A 17,924-nucleotide genomic window follows, 5' to 3' on the forward strand; every position below is an offset into this window, starting at 1 on the left:
GTTACTCTCCGACAAACTTGTCGCTGACAAAGGCGGAGTAGTCAGGCAGGACTTTTTCGATTTTCCCCTGCTCTTTCAGAAATTCGGCGGTTTTGCCGATTTCCCTGGCGGTGCCGCCGGCGAGGTATTGGGCGCTTTTTTGTTCGGCGGCGCTCGGGAACGATGAGCCTTCGAGCAGCTCGGGAATATCCGCAGCGTTGGCGCCTGTGAGTCGGGCGATGCTTTTTACAGGTGCGGAATCAGCGGTCCAGTCCTTTTTATGCGCAGCGTAATCGGCAATCGCTGCCAGGCTGACCTTGGCAAAATCGGCTACCACTTTCGGGTTATTTTCTGCGAAGTCCTTGCGTGCCACCCATACTTCAAAGGTCGGTGCTCCCCAATTCGAAACCTCGGCAGCATCGGTCAGAATCTTGCCGGTCTTGCGAATTTCACCCAGGGCAGGCGACCAGGTAAACGCCCCGTCGATATCGCCACGGCTCCAGGCGGCGGTGATTTGCGCCGGGGTGAGGTTGACGATGTTGACCTTGCGCGGGTCCAGGTTCCAATGCTTCAGCGCGCCCAGCAGGCTGTAATGGGAGGTCGACACAAACGGCACGGCGATGGTTTTGCCGATCAGGTCTTCAGGGATTCTGATCCCGCTGCCATCGCGTACCACCAGCGCCTCGGAGCTGCGAATCTGCGCGCTGACAATGAACGCCACCAGCGGCATGTTTCGCGACGCCGCCGCGGCAAGCGGGCTGGAACCCAGGTTGCCGATCTGCACATCGCCTGAAGCCATGGCGGCAAGGACGGCCGGGCCGGCGTCGAACTTTCGCCAATCGATTTTCTGGCCGATGCCTTTTTCATATTCGCCGTCGGCGATGGCGCGTTTGAGGGGGTCGATGCCGTTGATGTAGCCGATGGTAAGGTCGGCGGAGTGGGCGCTTAGGGAAAGGACAGCGAGGCCCACGGCCGAAATGAGATTCCGGGCCAGTTTCAGCGTTTTCATTTTTATAGATTCCTGAGCGGATAAGGCTTGAGCAGCGCCAGTCCCGGCGCACCAAGGGTCAACTCAGTTAGAGGATATTGTTCTATAAAAAATAAAATAAATAATTTTATGGAATTAGCTTAGACAAGGACGGTGACGCCCGGGCGCGGTGAATCACCACCGCGCCAACACCATTGGTCAGGCCGCCACTGTCACTCTTGGACATCCATGAACTCTTTGGCCCAGTTCACATACGTATCGGGGAACGTGTAGGTGTGGGTCAGTTCGCTGGCGGTCAGGTTCGATGTGCTGCGCGTGAGGTTGCGCTGTTCACGAAGGCTGTCGTAGGTGGCCTTGATCGAGGCGAAGTAGGCGCCGTGGCCGGCAACCACAATACGCACACCCAGCTTGGCCAGGCGTTCGTTGTCATTGAGGTTCGGGTTGGCGTAGGTCACCAGCATCAGCGGAACCGTCAGGCCTTCGGCGATCTGCTCAAGGTGGTCGAAGTCACGGATGCCCACCATGCAGATGCCATCTGCGCCGGCTTCTTGATATGCCTTGGTGCGATGGATGACGTCTTCCACTGGCAGCACGGCGGCGTTGGTCCGCGCGATGATCGAAAGCTGCGGATCGACCCGCGCTTCCAGGGCTGCCTTGACCTTGCCCACGCCCTCTTCCGTGCTGATGAGGTCGGTGGATTTGCGCCCGAACTGCGCGGGCAGCAAGGTATCTTCAATGGTCAGCGCTGAAACGCCCGCACGCTCCAGTTCCTGGACCGTGCGCATCACGTTGAGGGCATTACCGTAGCCGTGGTCGGCGTCGGCGATCACCGGAAGCTGCGCCACCCGGCCGATGCGGGTGGCCTGCTCGACGAACTCACTCAGGGTAATCAGCGCAAAGTCCGGCGCAGCCAGAACCTGCAGCGACGCCACCGAGCCACCCAGGATGCCGACTTCGAAGCCCAGGTCTGCAGCGATCCTGGCAGACATCGGGTCGAACACCGAGGCGGTGTGAAAGCAGTGCTGGGAGGCCAGCAGCTCGCGAAACGAGCGCCGCAGATCATGGTGGGAAATTTTCGACATGTTCACTCCTCACTGTCGCCGTATACGCGGGAACGACCAGTGCCAATTCAAAAGTGAGGCTAGCGTATCACGCCGGAAAAAGATGGTTGATGACGTTTGAGAAACTTATACATCACGTTTAGCAGCGGCGTTTGATGGCGCTGTGTTCGAGGACTGAGACCACCAGCCCCCACCGGTAAACCGTTCTTTCGGCCTCAAGTGAGCGCCCCCGCAGTCGATACACAGAGGGTACGCATGGCCACACTCGCCTTCAAAACAACACATGCGACGTTCGACGCTACTGTTTTCTCCTTGCCAAAACTATAAATACCCGCAGGTGAAGTCATGAATATCAAGCAGAAGCTGACCTGGGCCTTTGCGGCCATCGCGTGTCTGCCAGTCATCCTGGTGGCCATTCTGGTGGTGCTGAATGTACGCGAGGGGGCCATGGCCAATTTCCTCGACAGCAGCGGCCGCGAAATCCGTCAGATCGACAACGGCATGAAGCAGTTTTTCGACGGCATCAGCCAAAACGTCGAATATGTGGCCAAGGACCCGCGCGTTGTCGCGGCCAGGGACCTCAAGAGTTATGCCGGCGCCGACGCTGCGCAAATTCCGCTGACTGCGACCAACAAGGACCTTCTGGGGATTTTCGACCAGTTCGCCAAAAGCCATCCCAGCACCGCCTACCTGTCCCTGGGACTGAGCGACGGCGGTTACGCCAGTTGGCCTGACGACACCAAACTGAACAACTACGACCCGCGCGTGCGCCCCTGGTACCAGGCGGCCATCGCCGCGCCAGGCAAGACCGTGCGTACCGGCGCGTACTATTGGGCGCCAGACGATGTGTCGCTGATCGGCACCGTGCACACCGTCACCGACGATACGGGCAAGATCCTTGGCGTCGTCGGCCTGGACGTGTCACTCAAGCAACTCACCGAACTGGTGCGCAACATCAAGCTCGGCGACAGCGGCTACCTGATGCTGGTGGAAGCCAACGGCAACGTGCTGGTAGACCCCAGCGACGCCAAGCACAACTTCAAACCGATGGCCGACCTGGGCGCTAATTATGCCGAGCTGGCCAAGCGCGGCGACGGCGTGACCCAGGTCGACATCGAGGGTGTGACCTACATGGCCAACGTGGTCAGTTCCAAAGATCTGGGCTGGCGTTTTATCGGCCTGATCAAGCGCGACGAAGTGATGGCCGGCGCCACTCGCCTGACTTGGCTGATCGCCGCCATCGCCGCCGCACTGGCCGTGGTGTTCGCGATTGTCGGCGCCAGCTTTGCCAGCGTGATCGTGCGCCCGATTCGCGGGGTGGCCGACGGCCTGCAAGAGATTGCCGAAGGTGAAGGCGACCTCACCCGCCAGCTCAAGGTGCAGGGCAAGGACGAAACCGCCAGCCTGGCGGGCTGGTTCAACCAGTTCCTGAGCATGATCGCCCAGTTGGTGCAGCGCATCGGCAATGCCTCTTCCGACCTGCAAGCCGCCGCCGCCGACACCCGCGACGTCGCCCACAACATGAACCAGGCGGCAGGCCGCCAACGTGAGGCCGTGGAGCTGGTCAGCACCGCCTTCAACGAAATGGTGGCTACCGCCAACGAAGTCGCCCGCTCCTGCAGCGCCGCCGCATCGAGTGCCGACGAAGGCTACCGCGATGTACACGACGGCCAGCAGCATATCGGCGAAGCCACTGGCAGCGTGCTCAAGCTCAGCGAAGACCTGCAGCGCTCCACCCAGACGATGCAACAACTGGAGCAGGACAGCAAAAACATCAACACGATCCTCGACACCATCCGCTCGATTGCCGAACAGACCAACCTGCTGGCGCTTAACGCCGCCATCGAAGCCGCACGTGCCGGTGACCAGGGCCGCGGGTTCGCTGTGGTCGCCGACGAGGTGCGTGCGCTGGCCCGACGCACCGCCGACTCCACCGGCGAAATCGACAGCCTGCTGGGCAACCTCGCCCGCCGCACTCAGGAAGTCACCCAACAGATGCAGGGCAGCCTGCTGGTGTCCCACACCAGCGTGGAACGCATCCAGCAGGCTCGCGACAGCTTCGACAAGATCCGCGGCTCGGTCGACTCGATTCGCGACCAGAACACCCAGATCGCCACCGCCGCCGAGGAGCAGCACCAGGTGGCCGAAGAGATCAACCGGCACATCGCGCAGATCCATGCCGACGCGCAGTTGGTGGAAGGCTTTGCGCATTCGGCACAGACCGGGTCCGGACGGTTGACGGATATTTCCGGTCAGCTCAAGGGCCTGGTGGGGCGCTTCAAGTTCTAGGCATTTCGCTGAGGGTAATGCCTGAACCGCTTACAGCGCGGGCAAAAAAAAGCGCCACTCAATGAGTGGCGCTTTTTCTATTCCCTGTTCGACGTCAAGACCCAGGCGCAGCTTGAACCTCTACCCCACCCAGCTGATGGCGGTCTTTGGAATCACTTCGGATTCATCGAGCTTGGAAGCGAACATGCTCACAGCCTCGACCGCGTCGCTGGTGCCGTTGCGAATCTGCAAAATCACCGAACCGGCTTGATCGGCCAGCGTAACGCCGCGCTGCGCACCTTCCTGGGTGGCATTCATGCTGACGACCGCGTCCCGTGTCTCGGCGAGAATCTTGCTGATCATCTCGGCGATTTCCGCCGTGGAGCGGCTGGTGCGCCCCGCCAGTTGCCTCACCTCGTCGGCGACCACGGCAAACCCTCGCCCCTGATCCCCTGCCCGGGCGGCCTCGATGGCGGCATTGAGCGCCAGCAGGTTGGTCTGGTCGGCAATCCCGCGAATGGTATTGACGATCGCGGTGATCTGCTCGGAGCGATCGCCCAGTTGCCCCACCAGTCGCGCAGACGCCCCGATGTTTTCGGCAATGCGGCGCATCTCACTGGCGGTCTCTTGAATGACCTGAGTGCCCTGCTCGGCAAACTTCTCCGTCTCGGCAGAAATATGGTAAGCCCGGGAAGCACCGCGGGAGTCGGCCTCGAATTTCTCGACCCGCTCGGTGATGTCACTGGCGAATTTGACGATCTTGGTTAACTTGCCGTCGGCGTCATACACCGGGTTATAGCTTGCCTCCAGCCACACGACGCGACCGTGCTTGCCCAGGCGTTTAAATTGCCCGCTGAAAAACTCGCCCGCATTCAGGCGACGCCAGAAGTCGGTGTACTCATTGCTGTTAACCAGGCCGGGTTCGCAAAACAGGCGGTGATGCTTACCCTTGAGTTCCGCCAGCCCATAACCCATGACATTCAGAAAGTTTTCGTTGGCGACCAGCACATTGCCGCTCAGGTCGAACTCGATCACCGCCATGGCCCGGTCCAGCGCCACGAGCTTGCTGCGGGTGGCGGCCTCCTGGGCCACTTTGTCGGTGACGACAAGCGCATACTTGACGACCTTCAACACCTGGCCACGTTCGTCCAGCACCGGGTTATAACTGGCCTCCAGCCAGACCGTCTGCCCGTCTTTATTGACCCTCTGAAAGGTGCCGGAAACGAATTTGCCGGCCCGAAGCGCGGCCCAGAATTCGCCGTACGCCGCGCTGTTCGTCAATGCAGGCAAGCAAAAGTCCCGATGTGACGTTGCACTCAATTCATCCGGGCGGTATCCCAACGCCTGCAAGAAGTTATCGTTGGCGCGAAGCACCTTGCCGTTCAAGTCGAACTCGACCACGGCCATCGAGCGCTCAAGCGCAGCCACCAATCCTTTGTACCCTGCAACATCGGCCGTCCTGGCCGCCAGTTCTGTTCTCAACGTTTTATTGAACATGACGTACCCCTTCAGAGCAATGGACTCTAAAGGCGCTATCGGCTGTCCGGTACGGAACTAAACACAGCCCGGCAGCCTTTTTATTTGACGTCAATTTAGTGCGCTTTGCCGGGTGCCACCCGAGCCTGCGCGACGCTCACACCGCCAATGTTAAAATATGTTATTTGAAAAAATTACTTCACATAATCTGATCACTGGTGGATTATCAGCCCAACACGTATCACCCCCTGACCACAAAACAGGAACCCCCATGAATAATAAGAACGTAGGCGTTATTGGACTTGGCGCGATGGGCCTGGGCATTGCCCGCTCGTTGCTGCGCAACGGTTTCAATGTGCATGCCTGTGACGTGCGTGAAGCCGTCACACAACAGTTCGCCAGCGAAGGCGGCGTAGCCTGCAGCTCACCGGCACAGATGGCGGGTGAATGCGATGTGATCATCACCGTGGTGGTGAATGCCGAACAGACCGAGACCGTCCTGTTTGGTGAGCACTCGGCGGCCGCCGCATTGCGCCCGGGAAGCCTGGTGATTGGCTGTGCCACGGTGGCGCCGACCTATGCGGTGGAGCTGGGCCAGCGCCTGGCAGAAGCCGGGTTGTTGTACCTGGACGCGCCGATCTCCGGCGGCGCCGCCAAGGCCGCGGCCGGCGAAATGACCATGATGACTTCCGGCCCGTCCGAAGCCTATGCCAAGGCGGATGCGGTGCTCGCGGGCATGGCCGGCAAGGTCTATCGACTGGGGGACGTGCATGGCCTGGGCTCCAAGGTCAAGATCATTAATCAGTTGCTGGCGGGCGTGCACATTGCCGCCTCCGCCGAAGCGATGGCGCTGGGGCTGCGCGAAGGGGTCGACGCCGATGCCTTGTACGAGGTGATCACCCACAGTGCCGGCAATTCCTGGATGTTCGAGAACCGCGTGCCGCATATTCTCAAGGCCGATTACACGCCGTTGTCCGCCGTGGATATTTTCGTCAAGGACCTGGGCCTGGTGCTGGATACCGCACGGGCCAGCAAGTTTCCGCTGCCGCTGTCGGCCACCGCGCACCAGATGTTCATGCAGGCCTCCAGCGCCGGTTTCGGGCGTGAGGACGATTCGGCGGTGATCAAGATTTTCCCTGGCATCGAACTGCCGACCGCCAAGCCTGACTCCGTATAAGGACCGCGCCATGAACCTACCTGCCGCACGCCCTTTGCTGGGCTGCATTGCCGACGATTTCACCGGAGCCACCGACCTCGCCAATATGCTGGTGCGCGGCGGAATGCGTACGGTGCAGAGCATTGGCATTCCGAGCGACGAAGTCGCGGCCGGGCTGGACGCAGACGCCATCGTCATTGCCCTGAAATCTCGCACCCTGCCCGCTGCCGAAGCCATCGCCGACTCCCTGGCCGCCCTGGAGTGGCTGCGCGCACAGGGTTGCGAGCAGATTTTCTTCAAGTACTGCTCCACGTTCGACTCGACGTCCGCCGGCAATATCGGCCAGGTCAGCGAAGCGCTGCTCAAGGCGCTGGGCAGTGACTTCACCCTCGCCTGCCCGGCGTTTCCGGAGAACGGCCGGACGATCTTCCGTGGCCATCTGTTCGTGCAAGACCAGTTACTCAATGAGTCGGGCATGCAGCACCATCCGCTGACCCCCATGACCGATGCCAACCTGGTCCGTGTGTTGCAGTCGCAAACCTCATACAAGGTTGGGCTGCTGCGCTACGACAGCATCGCCCAGGGCGTTGCGCAGGTGCGCGAGAAGATCGCCGAACTGCGCGCCCAAGGTGTGGGCATGGCGGTTGCCGATGCGCTGTCCGACCAGGACCTTTATACCCTCGGCGCCGCCTGCGCCGACTTGCCGCTGTTGACGGGTGGTTCGGGCCTGGCCCTGGGGCTTCCGGAAAACTTCCGCCGTGCCGGCAAGCTGCGCGACTTCGATCCGGCCTCGCTGCCAACGGTGGAAGGCGGCGAAGTGGTGCTGGCCGGCAGCGCGTCGATCGCCACCAACGGCCAGGTTGCCGCCTGGATCGAGGCCGGGCGGCCAGCGCTGCGCATCGACCCGCTGGCCCTGGCGGCCGGTGAACCGGTGGTGGCAAACGCCGTGGCTTTTGCACGCAACCAGCCACACACCGTCTTGATCTACGCCACCAGTACTCCGGACGAAGTCAAAGCGGTCCAGCAGCAACTGGGCGCCGAGCATGCGGGCGAGCTGGTGGAGAACGCCTTGGGCGCCATCGCCCAGGCCCTTCGCGAGAGCGGCGTGCGGCGCTTCGTTGTCGCGGGCGGTGAAACCTCCGGTGCGGTAGTCAAGGCCCTCGGCGTACACCTGTTGCAGATTGGCGCGCAGATCGACCCCGGCGTACCGGCCACCGTCAGCAACACGGTTGAGCCGCTGGCGCTGGCTCTCAAGTCCGGCAACTTCGGCGGCCGGGACTTTTTCGACAAGGCCCTGAAGCAATTGGCCGGAGGTGCGCAATGAGCCGCGAAAACGCACTGCGCGAGGAGATTTGCACAGTTGGGCACAGCCTCTACCAGCGCGGGTTTACGGTGGGCAGCGCCGGCAACATCAGCGCCCGGCTCGATGACGGCTGGCTGATCACCCCCACCGACGCCTGCCTTGGGCGCCTGGATCCTGCGGCCATTGCCAAGGTCGATCTGGCGGGCAAATGGGTGTCGGGCGACAAGCCGTCGAAGACCCTGGCCCTGCATCGCCAGGTCTACGATCGCAACCCTGGCGTGGGCGGTGTGGTGCATACCCATTCCACGCACCTGGTGGCCTTGACCCTGGCCGGGGTGTGGAGCCAGGACGACATCTTGCCGCCGCTGACGCCGTATCAGGTGATGAAGGTGGGCCATATCCCGTTGATCAACTATCAACGCCCTGGCGCCCCCAATGTCGCCGAACAGGTGGCGCAACTGGCCAACCGCGTACGCGGCGTGATGCTCGAACGACTGGGGCCGGTGGTCTGGGAAAGCTCCGTGTCCAAGGCCAGTTATGCCCTGGAAGAACTCGAAGAAACCGCACGGCTTTGGCTGATGAGCAACCCGCGCCCGGCGCCACTGGACCAGGCCGCACTGGACGAACTGCGGGAGACGTTCGGCGCCCAGTGGTAGGTCTCCGGTTTTATCCGCAACGCCTCTGATGCACGCCTTCGCGACGAGGCAGCCACGCTGTCGCGACTGCGTGCCTGAACAATAAAAACAACAGGACATTCCAGCATGATCAAGCCCTACTGCAGTGTTGACCCTTTCAGTGGCACTTACCTTCCGGACGTTCAGCGCGAAGGGTGGATGCTATGAGCCCGCTTATTCTGATGGCAACCGCCGGCCTTGGGATCGCGCTGCTGCTGTTTCTGGTCCTCAAGTACAAGTTCCAGCCGTTTGTGGCGCTGATGCTGGTGAGCATCCTGGTGGCGTTGGTCGCCGGGGTGAAACCGGCCGACCTGGTCGCCACCATCGAAGGCGGGATGGGCAAGACCCTCGGCCATATCGCAATCATCATCGCCCTGGGCGCCATGATCGGTCGCATCATCGAGTTGTCCGGTGGCGCCGAGGCGCTGGCGAAAACCCTGATCGAACGCTTCGGTAACCGACGCACGCCACTGGCGTTGACGGTGGCCGGCTTCATCATCGGTGTGCCGGTATTCTTCGAAGTCGGGGTGATCATCCTGATGCCGCTGGCCTATGGCGTTGCCCGCCGTGCCCGCAAACCGCTGCTGATGTTTGCCTTGCCGATGTGCGCGGCGCTGCTCACCGTGCACGCCTTCCTGCCTCCGCATCCAGGTGCCGTCGCGGCCGCCAGCCAACTGGGCGCCGACCTGGGCCGGGTGCTGATGTTCGGACTGCCGCTCACGGCCTTCCTGTGCTACGTCGGCTACCGCGTGGCCGGACGCATGACCCGCCGCTTCTACCCGATGTCCGATGATATCCGTGCCGAAGTCTACGGCCCTCACGTGACCAACGATGACCTGCGCGCCTGGCATAACGGCAACGCCCAGAACGTCGAACAGGGTGCTGGCGCCATCGCGCACATGGGTCTCGAAGAATCCACCAGCAGTCTCGTTGCCAAGCTGCCGCCCGCTCCGGCGCCGGGGTTCGGGCTGATCGTCAGCCTGATCCTGTTGCCCATCATCCTGATTCTGCTGGGCACCCTGGCGACGTCGCTGCTGCCCATCGAGTCGACGTTGCGGGCGATCATGACGGTCCTCGGCGCTCCGTTGGTGGCACTGCTGCTCGACACCTTGCTGTGTGCCTGGCTGTTGGGCTCCCGTCGCGGCTGGAGCCGTACCCAGGTGTCCGATGTGATCGGCTCGGCATTGCCTGGCGTGGCCATGGTGATCCTGATCGCCGGTGCCGGCGGCGTGTTCGGCAAGGTGCTGGTGGACACCGGGATCGGTGCGGTGGTCTCTGACTTGCTGCGCACCACCGGGCTGCCGGTGCTGGCGCTGGGCTTTTTGCTGACCATGCTGCTGCGCGCGGTGCAGGGTTCGACCACCGTGGCACTGGTGACGACTGCGGGTATCATCAGCCCGTTGATTGCCACGCTCAACCTGACGCCCAACCATATGGCCCTGCTGTGCCTGGCCATGGGCGGTGGCGGGCTGGCGATGTCGCACATCAACGATGCCGGCTACTGGATTTTCACTAAACTGGCCGGCCTTAATGTGGCCGACGGCCTGCGCACCTGGACGGTGATCACCACCCTCCTGGGTACCCTGGGTTTCCTTGTCACCCTGTTGATCTGGCCTTTTGTCTGAAGGAGTTCACATGCCTCGCTTTGCTGCCAACCTGAGCATGCTCTACCCCGAACGTCCGTTTCTAGAGCGCTTCGCCGCTGCTGCCGCCGACGGATTCGAAGCGGTGGAGTATCTGTTTCCCTATGAGTACAGTCCGCAGGAACTTCAGCAACGCCTGAGCGACAACGGCTTGGTGCAAGCCCTGTTCAACGCGCCGCCAGGTGACTGGGCGGCGGGCGAGCGCGGCATCGCGACCTTACCGGGTCGCGAGGACGAGTTTCGCGCCGGCTTCGACCGGGCGCTGGAGTACGCCGCCGTGCTGGGCAATACCCGCATCCATGTGATGGCCGGCTTGCTGCCGTCGCAAAGCGACCGAGCGCAGCACCATGGCGTGTACCTGGAAAACCTTGCCTACGCTGCCGCCCAAGCGGCGCAGGCCGGCGTTACAGTGCTGCTGGAACCGATCAACACTCGAGACATGCCGGGGTTTTTCCTCAACCGCCAGGATCAGGCACAGGCCATCTGCAAGGAGGTCGGGGCCCGCAACCTGAAGGTCCAGTTCGACTGCTATCACTGCCAGATCGTCGAGGGCGACCTGGCCGTGAAGCTGCGCCGCGACATGGGTGGCATTGGCCATATCCAGATTGCCGGCGTGCCTGACCGGCATGAACCGGACCTCGGGGAGCTGAATTACCCTTATCTGTTTGAGCTGATCGATGAACTGGGGTATGACGGCTGGATGGGCTGCGAATACCGACCGCGGGGCGACACCTCGGCCGGCCTGCAATGGTTGCGGGACTGGAAGGCACGCTAAACAACGCTACCCTGCCCTGCGCAGCGCTCGCAGCAGACCGAAAAGACCCGTCAGGCAGGCGTGAGGTCGGACGGCAACATCAGTTCGACGCCTTGCTTGCGTATGCCGTCCGCTGCGGCGGGGGCCAACGCAGCGTCGCTGATGACGATATCGAACTGCTCCAAGCCAGCGATCTTGTACATGCTGAAGGTGCCGCACTTGGAACTGCTGGCCACCAGCACCACTTGCGACGCCGACTGCATGGCCACCTGCTTGACCTCCACCTTCAACGCCGAGGGGGTGGTTATCCCGCGTCGCAGGTCCCAGGAACTGGTGGAGATAAAGGCGATGTCGGTGACCACCTGGCGCAGGGTGGCCACTGCAAGCCCGCCGACACACGAATGGTTGGAGTGATCCAACTGCCCGCCCGTGTGAATCACCGTCACCTGCGGGGCGTCCATCAGCGCCTGTACCACGCCGAAGTCGTTGGTCACCACGGTCATGCCGGCGAGTGCCTTGATGTAAGGCACGATCTCCAGCGTACTGGTGCCTGCGTCCAGGTAAACCGTCATGTCCGCACGCAGCAAGCGCGCGGCAAGCCTGGCCATGGCCTGTTTCTGCGGCAACTCCACCACGGCCTTGAGCTGATGGCTCGGCTCGCTGTGAAGCTGGCTGGCAATGCGTACCCCGCCGGTGACCGAATACGCCCGGCCTTCCTGCTCCAGCAACGCAATGTCGCGCCGCACGGTCATGTGCGAGCAATCGAACATCTCCATCAACTGATGAACACTCAGCACTTGGTGCTTGCGCAGTTGACGCAGTATCAGCTCACGGCGCTGATCAGGAATCATCGGTGCGCCGCTCTCGGCGGTGATGTCCTTCTGGCTTGGCATTCGAGGCTCCAACGGGTACGGCGGACGGGGTTCGGGTGAACCACATAGTAGCGAATCCATCGCTGCCCGCGCGAGCCTGACAAAAAAAGCCGAGTTCAAGATGACTGACCGCCAAACGACCCGCTGGCGAACGAAGCACGTGCGCAGGTCAATACTGGGCAAAGCGTGACGGCACGATGGCCCGCCTCGCGTGTCTTTGTTTTATGAGAACCGGAAAACTTCATGGAGACGCCTGTGAGCATCAGAGACAACGCCGAGGACTACCAGGCACTCAAGCGGGCCGTCGGCCTGCTGGAGTCACCCTCCCTGACAGCGAGGCTGTCCGGCATGATCGGCTCACCGATTGAAAGCGCGGTGAAGGCATTGCCGGGGGTGGTTTCAAAAAGGATCAACGGCGCCGTGGCGGCGGCGCTGCACTCCTCCGCCGGCGCGGCGCTGAAGAGCCTGGAGAACAGCCCGAAAAAACCGGCCTCGACCCGGCTGCACAAAGCCTTCGCGGCGACCTCGGGCGCTATCGGTGGGGCCTTCGGTTTTGCGGCGCTGTTTGTCGAACTGCCGATCTCCACCACCATCATGATGCGCGCGGTCGCCGATGTGGCGCGCAGCGAAGGTTTTGACCTGGGGGACTTTGCGACCAAGCAGGCGTGTATTGAGGTGTTTGCCATGGGCGGCAACCGCCAGGCCGACGATGCGACGGAGACGGGTTACTACATGACCCGCAGCTTCACTACCCAGGCCATGCAACAACTGTCGAAGGAACTGGCGGGGATCGCCGCCAAGCAGGGTTCCAAGGCCATCAGCACCTTGTCCCCGGGGCAAGCTGGCAAATGGCTGGCGATCCTGATCGATAAGGTCGCGACCCAGTTTGGCTTTACCATTTCCAGCAAGTTCGCGGCGCAGGCCGTTCCCGTGATGGGCGCCTTTACCGGGGCGACCATCAATACGCTGTTCACCCACTTCTATCAGGACATGGCGCGGGGGCACTTCATCGTCAAACGGCTTGAAGAGAAATATGGTTTTGAGGCGGTCAAGGATGAGTACATGGCCATCAAGGCAGCCCCCCGGGTGAACTAGACGCGGGGAAATGCCTGGCACCACGATGCCCTGGGAACAGGTTTGCCGGGAGTGGCCGCCCGGATGCATACGTTTGCGCTATCTGGTGCATAGAAAAAATAACATCATAATGATGGCACTGTCTGATACTTTGTTGTACGAACTTAGCCGCTCCGAGGATTGTCATGGGCGAAGGCGCTCCTATTCCGCCGAATGAAGTTGAACGGCTAAAAGAGGTCGCGAAATTTTGTCCACCCGACAGCGACTACGATGACGTCTTTGAAAAAATCGTCGAGATGGCGTCTGCCTACTTCAATGCCCCCATCGCACTGATTTCAATTGTCGATAAACACCGGCAATGGTTCAAAGCACGCGTGGGACTGACAGAAACGCAGACACCGCGAGAAGTCTCTTTTTGCGCCTACTCTACGCTGGACAATTCCCTGCTGGAGGTGATGGACGCGACGCTGGATGCCCGTTTCAAACACAACCCCCTGGTAACAGGGCCGCCGCATATTCGTTATTACGCGGGCGCGCCGTTGACCACGGAGGATGGTTTTACACTGGGAAGTCTCTGCATCATTGACACCGTCTCCCGCCCCCCCATGAATGAGCGTGACAGTGCGATGCTCAACGGCTTCGCCGAGCTGGTGATGATGCGCATACAGGGCATGCGGTCTCGCAACTTTATAGACCAACCCACGGGGCTGTTTAATCGACTCAGGCTTGAAGAGGATATACGTCAAGCGCTGAAGCTTAAAAAACCGTGCCGTGTGTATGCAGTTGACATTACCTCGCCAAAGTTCCTCAACGATATCGTAAAGGCCCTGGGATATAGCTTTGCGGGAGACCTGGTCCTGGCGATCAAATCTCGCCTGCAAACACTCTTACCCACGCGGTGCCTGCTTTACAAAATAAGCCCGACCCGGTTTGGCTTCATCCTTGAGGAGGAACAAACCACCGAGCACATCTGCACAAGTATTCTGACGGACTTCAAAAAGCCGGTTGAATGCCACGGCATCCCCATACTCATGCAAGTGGGGATTGGCGTCCTGCCTATTCATGGCTCAGGGCAGCAAGACTGGCTGCGCCTGCTGGTCAGCGCAGCAGATGAGGCGCGTGACCGCAAGCTGGGATGGTCTCTCTATAAACCTCATTTTGATGCCGCTCAACAACGCGCTTTCATGTTGTTGAGTTCTTTGCCGGAGGCGGTCAAGTCCGACAAACAGTTCAGCCTGGTGTATCAACCCAAAATCAAACTGCCTTCCGGAAGCTGTCATTCGGTAGAGGCATTGTTACGGTGGACCCATCCGTTGCTTGGCCCCATCAGCCCTGCTGAATTCATACCCTTGGCTGAAAAAACCGCCCTGATACCCTCCGTTGGATTATGGGTGCTCAACGCAATCATCCGGCAAACGGTTGTTTGGAAAGCGCAAGGTCTGCTCCTGCGGATAGCGATGAATATCACTGTCAGCGATCTGGAGAGTTCAGAGTTCGTAGACGCGATGATTCATGAAATTCAAACGTACGGCCTGGACCCGGCCAGCTTTGAACTTGAGTTTACCGAAAGCATGCTGATGACCAACCCTGAAGAAGTCATTCGGCAGCTGGAACGGGTTCGTAAGTTTGGCGTAGAGGTTGCCGTTGATGATTTCGGCACGGGCTACAGTAACTGGGCGTATTTGAAGGAACTACCGGCCACTAGCGTCAAGCTTGATCAATCACTGATCAGCGGACTGGGCACCAATCAAAATGACAAGCAACTGGTTAAAACCCTGATAGGCCTGGCGAAGGGGCTCGGCTACCGCGTCGTTGCCGAAGGCGTAGAAAACCAGGAAATCCTCGACCTCTTAATACAGTGGGGGTGTTCCGAAGCGCAGGGCTACCTGATAGCAAAGCCTATGAGCGCAGCGGACCTGGAAACCTGGATAGGAGTGTGCTCTGGCGACCCTTCATTAGACGGTACCCAAAACCATACTTAAACGTACCGGATCGCCCTGGATTTAAGTAGTTTTGCGCAGAAACGAAAAAAGACGCCGAAGCGTCTATTCCTTAAATCACAGGCAAAAAAAAGCCACTCGTTAGAGTGGCTTTTTCTTTGTGTTTGGAGCGGGAAACGAGACTCGAACTCGCGACCCCGACCTTGGCAAGGTCGTGCTCTACCAACTGAGCTATTCCCGCGTCTTGGTGATGCGCATTCTATAGAATCCTCATCACCCGTCAACCCCTTGATTCAAAAAAGTTTTATTTCTTTTCAACCTCGGTGCGCAGATGCGGCCAAGCAGCGCGTAAATATTGCAGCATGGACCACAAGGTCAGGCCTGCGGCGACCAGCAGCAAGGCATAGCCCAGCAATACCCAGATGGAGAAGTCCGACGGGTTGGCCAGCAGGATCACCAGGGCAAGCATCTGCGCCGCAGTTTTCCATTTGCCCATGTTGGACACGGCCACATGGGCACGAGCGCCGATTTCGGCCATCCATTCCCGCAGCGCGGATACGACGATCTCGCGACCGATGATCACGGCCGCCGGCAAGGTCAGCCAGAGGTTACCGTGCTCCTGCACCAGCAGCACCAGGGCCACCGCCACCATCAGCTTGTCGGCCACCGGGTCGAGGAACGCGCCAAACGGCGTGCTCTGCTCCAGGCGGCGGGCCAGGTAGCCGTCCAGCCAGTCGGTGGCAGCCGCAAAGGCGAAGACCGAACTGGATGCCATGTAACTCCATTCGTACGGCAGGTAAAACAGCAAAATGAAAATCGGAATGAGCAGGACGCGTAGAACGGTGATCAGATTAGGGATATTCATCGGCACAACTGGCTACGAGGTGAGAAGGCATTCTACTCGCTGTGCAGATTTGCATAAATCAACTCTGCGAGCTTTTTACTGATACCGGGAGCTTTGGCTATTTCTTCGATGCTGGCACGGGACAGCTCCTGCAAGCCACCAAAATGTTTTAACAAGTCCCGCCGCCGTGTTGGCCCGACCCCCGCCACCCCTTCCAGGGTTGAGGTACGCCGGGTTTTTCCACGTCGGGCGCGGTGGCCGGTGATGGCGAAACGGTGGGCTTCGTCGCGGATCTGCTGGATTAGATGCAGCGCCGGGGAGTCACCCTTCAAAGTGAACTCATGGGCTGCATCATTCAAGTACAAGGTTTCAAAACCGGCCTTGCGGGTGGCACCCTTGGCCACGCCGAGCAGGATCAGGTCGGGCACCGCCAGTTCGTTGAGCACGTCGCGGGCCATGGACAGCTGGCCCTTGCCACCGTCCACCAGCAGGATGTCCGGCAGTTTGCCCTCGCCGTCCTTCAGTTTGCTGAAGCGCCGGGTCAGGGCCTGATGCATGGCGGCATAGTCATCGCCCGGGGTGACGCCTTCGATGTTGTAGCGCCGGTAATCGGACTTGATCGGCCCTTCCGGCCCGAACACCACGCAGGAGGCCACGGTGGCTTCGCCGCTGGAGTGGCTGATGTCGTAGCACTCGAGGCGCTGGGGCGGCTCGTCGAGGTTAAGCACTTCGGCCAAGGCGTCAAACCGTGCGGCGACGTGCTGGCGGTTGGCCAAGCGTGCACCCAAGGCCTGTTCGGCGTTGGTCACGGCCAGTTGCTGCCAGCGGGCACGGGTGCCGCGCACGCGGTGGCTGATGTCCAGCTCGCGGCCGCGCAGTCCGTGAATCGCTTCGATCAGTGCCGGGAAGTCCTCGTGCACCACGTTGACGATCAGCTCACTCGGCAGGTCGCGCTCAGGGCTGCTGACGTAGTACTGGCCGAGGAACGCCGCCATGACTTCGGCGACCTCCTCTTCTATACCGGTCTGGGGGAAGAAGTTCTTGCTGCCCAGCACCCGGCCGCCGCGCACGCTGATCAGGTGCACGCAGGCGCCGCCCGGGTTGACGAAGGCCGCGATGACGTCGACGTCGCCGGTGCCGCCTTCCATACTTTGCTGGTCCTGCACGCGGCGCAGCAGGGAGATCTGGTCGCGCAGTTCGGCGGCGCGCTCGAAATCCAGGGTGCTCGCCGCTTGCTCCATGGCGCCGGACAGTTCATCGGCCAGGGCGTTGCTGCGGCCTTCTAGGAACATCACCGAGTGACGCACGTCCTCGGCGTATTCCGCAGGCTCGACAAGACCCACGCACGGCGCCTTGCAACGCTTGATCTGGTACTGCAGGCACGGGCGGTTGCGGTTCTTGTAGAAACTGTCTTCGCACTGGCGCACGAAAAACGCCTTTTGCAGCAGGCTCAGGCTTTCGCGAATGGCGCCAGCACTGGGATAAGGCCCGAAATACTTGCCCTTCTGCTTCTTGGCACCGCGATGGATGCTCAGGCGCGGAAAGTCGCCGTCCGAGAGAAACACGTACGGGTAGGACTTATCGTCACGCAGCAGGATGTTGTAGGGCGGCCGCCATTCCTTGATCAGCGTCTGCTCAAGCAGCAGCGCCTCGGTTTCATTGGCGGTGATGGTGGTTTCCACCTGGGCGATACGCGCCACCAGTGCCGCCGTCTTAGTTGCCAGGCCGGTCTTGCGGAAGTAACTCGCCAGGCGGCTCTTCAGGTTCTTGGCTTTACCGACATAGAGCAGGCGCGCTTCGCTGTCAAACATGCGATACACGCCGGGACGGCCACTGCAGGTTGCAAGGAACGCACTCGGATCGAATTGGACCTTTATTTCAGGAGCTGTCAT

The 17,924-nt window shown here is 60.8% G+C and carries 13 protein-coding genes, 1 tRNA gene and 3 pseudogenes; 9 read left to right on the plus strand and 8 right to left on the minus strand.

Translation table 11 applies throughout. The features are described 5' to 3' along the window. Position 1: 1 nt before the first annotated feature. Positions 2-988: a taurine ABC transporter substrate-binding protein gene (tauA, locus tag AU074_RS21300; RefSeq protein WP_076016402.1), complete on the minus strand. Its 987-nt coding sequence runs from the start codon at positions 986-988 to the stop codon at positions 2-4. A 191-nt stretch (positions 989-1,179) separates the two neighbouring features. Then, a complete protein-coding gene (locus AU074_RS21305) occupies positions 1,180-2,049 on the minus strand; it encodes an oxaloacetate decarboxylase (RefSeq protein WP_076016403.1) in 870 nt (289 codons plus the stop codon). 426 nt (positions 2,050-2,475) lie between these two features. On the opposite strand from AU074_RS21305, the pseudogene AU074_RS34925 reads away from it, so the two are divergent. Both AU074_RS34925 and AU074_RS34930 read left to right on the plus strand, forming a co-directional pair. Beyond that, a pseudogene (locus tag AU074_RS34925) lies at positions 2,476-3,453 on the plus strand (cache domain-containing protein); the annotation flags it as partial. A gap of 321 nt (positions 3,454-3,774) precedes the next feature. Continuing rightward, positions 3,775-4,317 (plus strand): annotated as a pseudogene (locus tag AU074_RS34930) (methyl-accepting chemotaxis protein); the annotation flags it as partial. A gap of 120 nt (positions 4,318-4,437) precedes the next feature. On the opposite strand, the gene AU074_RS34935 reads toward AU074_RS34930, so the two are convergent. After that, complete coding sequence (locus tag AU074_RS34935) at positions 4,438-5,055, minus strand: methyl-accepting chemotaxis protein (protein ID WP_371103561.1); 618 nt, start codon at positions 5,053-5,055, stop codon at positions 4,438-4,440. After that, positions 5,029-5,793 (minus strand): annotated as a pseudogene (locus AU074_RS34940) (PAS domain-containing protein); the annotation flags it as partial. The pseudogene AU074_RS34940 and the gene AU074_RS34935, both read right to left, overlap by 27 nt. Before the next feature lie 157 nt (positions 5,794-5,950). Between AU074_RS34940 and ltnD the strand changes: the two are divergent. From ltnD to otnI, 5 genes are all read left to right on the plus strand, one after another. Then, positions 5,951-6,949: an L-threonate dehydrogenase gene (ltnD, locus tag AU074_RS21320; protein ID WP_083676702.1), complete on the plus strand. Its 999-nt coding sequence runs from the start codon at positions 5,951-5,953 to the stop codon at positions 6,947-6,949. Positions 6,950-6,959: 10 nt separating this feature from the next. Further along, complete coding sequence (gene otnK / locus AU074_RS21325; RefSeq protein ID WP_076016407.1) at positions 6,960-8,252, plus strand: 3-oxo-tetronate kinase; 1,293 nt, start codon at positions 6,960-6,962, stop codon at positions 8,250-8,252. Then, on the plus strand, positions 8,249-8,887 hold the full coding sequence (locus tag AU074_RS21330) for an aldolase (RefSeq protein ID WP_017475391.1): 639 nt from the start codon (positions 8,249-8,251) through the stop codon (positions 8,885-8,887). The genes otnK and AU074_RS21330 overlap by 4 nt, the downstream gene beginning before the upstream one ends. Before the next feature lie 182 nt (positions 8,888-9,069). Beyond that, positions 9,070-10,530 (plus strand): SLC13 family permease, encoded by a 1,461-nt coding sequence (locus AU074_RS21335; protein WP_076016408.1) that lies wholly within the window; start codon positions 9,070-9,072, stop codon positions 10,528-10,530. Between the two features lie 10 nt (positions 10,531-10,540). Further along, on the plus strand, positions 10,541-11,323 hold the full coding sequence (otnI, locus tag AU074_RS21340) for a 2-oxo-tetronate isomerase (protein ID WP_076016409.1): 783 nt from the start codon (positions 10,541-10,543) through the stop codon (positions 11,321-11,323). A gap of 50 nt (positions 11,324-11,373) precedes the next feature. On the opposite strand, the gene AU074_RS21345 is transcribed toward otnI, so the two are convergent. Beyond that, positions 11,374-12,195, minus strand: coding sequence for a DeoR/GlpR family DNA-binding transcription regulator (locus tag AU074_RS21345; RefSeq protein WP_076016410.1), 822 nt, complete (start codon positions 12,193-12,195; stop codon positions 11,374-11,376). 222 nt (positions 12,196-12,417) lie between these two features. Here AU074_RS21345 and AU074_RS21350 point away from each other — a divergent pair, with 222 nt between their 5' ends. Next, positions 12,418-13,269, plus strand: a complete 852-nt coding sequence (locus AU074_RS21350; protein ID WP_076016411.1) for an EcsC family protein — start codon at positions 12,418-12,420, stop codon at positions 13,267-13,269. 164 nt (positions 13,270-13,433) lie between these two features. Next, the gene (locus AU074_RS21355; protein ID WP_076016412.1) at positions 13,434-15,230 is read left to right on the plus strand and encodes a GGDEF domain-containing phosphodiesterase; all 1,797 of its coding nucleotides are present in this window, start codon (positions 13,434-13,436) and stop codon (positions 15,228-15,230) included. 123 nt (positions 15,231-15,353) lie between these two features. On the opposite strand, the gene AU074_RS21360 is transcribed toward AU074_RS21355, so the two are convergent. The 3 genes from AU074_RS21360 to uvrC form a co-directional block, all read right to left on the minus strand. Further along, positions 15,354-15,429, minus strand: a tRNA-Gly gene (locus AU074_RS21360). Between the two features lie 63 nt (positions 15,430-15,492). After that, positions 15,493-16,053, minus strand: coding sequence for a CDP-diacylglycerol--glycerol-3-phosphate 3-phosphatidyltransferase (pgsA, locus tag AU074_RS21365; protein ID WP_076016413.1), 561 nt, complete (start codon positions 16,051-16,053; stop codon positions 15,493-15,495). Between the two features lie 32 nt (positions 16,054-16,085). Further along, positions 16,086-17,924, minus strand: a complete 1,839-nt coding sequence (uvrC, locus tag AU074_RS21370) for an excinuclease ABC subunit UvrC (protein ID WP_076016414.1) — start codon at positions 17,922-17,924, stop codon at positions 16,086-16,088.

Source organism: Pseudomonas sp. ATCC PTA-122608 (assembly GCF_001952855.1).
GTDB lineage: Bacteria > Pseudomonadota > Gammaproteobacteria > Pseudomonadales > Pseudomonadaceae > Aquipseudomonas.

Excerpts from the sequence above, each read along its gene's own strand:
- tauA (WP_076016402.1), bottom strand. The coding sequence starts at position 988 with ATGAAAACGCTGAAACTGGCCCGGAATCTCATTTCGGCCGTGGGCCTC.
- AU074_RS21305 (WP_076016403.1), bottom strand. The coding sequence starts at position 2,049 with ATGTCGAAAATTTCCCACCATGATCTGCGGCGCTCGTTTCGCGAGCTG.
- ltnD (WP_083676702.1), top strand. The coding sequence starts at position 5,951 with ATGTTATTTGAAAAAATTACTTCACATAATCTGATCACTGGTGGATTA.
- otnK (WP_076016407.1), top strand. The coding sequence starts at position 6,960 with ATGAACCTACCTGCCGCACGCCCTTTGCTGGGCTGCATTGCCGACGAT.
- AU074_RS21330 (WP_017475391.1), top strand. The coding sequence starts at position 8,249 with ATGAGCCGCGAAAACGCACTGCGCGAGGAGATTTGCACAGTTGGGCAC.
- AU074_RS21335 (WP_076016408.1), top strand. The coding sequence starts at position 9,070 with ATGAGCCCGCTTATTCTGATGGCAACCGCCGGCCTTGGGATCGCGCTG.
- otnI (WP_076016409.1), top strand. The coding sequence starts at position 10,541 with ATGCCTCGCTTTGCTGCCAACCTGAGCATGCTCTACCCCGAACGTCCG.
- AU074_RS21345 (WP_076016410.1), bottom strand. The coding sequence starts at position 12,195 with ATGCCAAGCCAGAAGGACATCACCGCCGAGAGCGGCGCACCGATGATT.
- AU074_RS21350 (WP_076016411.1), top strand. The coding sequence starts at position 12,418 with ATGGAGACGCCTGTGAGCATCAGAGACAACGCCGAGGACTACCAGGCA.
- AU074_RS21355 (WP_076016412.1), top strand. The coding sequence starts at position 13,434 with ATGGGCGAAGGCGCTCCTATTCCGCCGAATGAAGTTGAACGGCTAAAA.
- pgsA (WP_076016413.1), bottom strand. The coding sequence starts at position 16,053 with ATGAATATCCCTAATCTGATCACCGTTCTACGCGTCCTGCTCATTCCG.
- uvrC (WP_076016414.1), bottom strand. The coding sequence starts at position 17,924 with ATGACAGCTCCTGAAATAAAGGTCCAATTCGATCCGAGTGCGTTCCTT.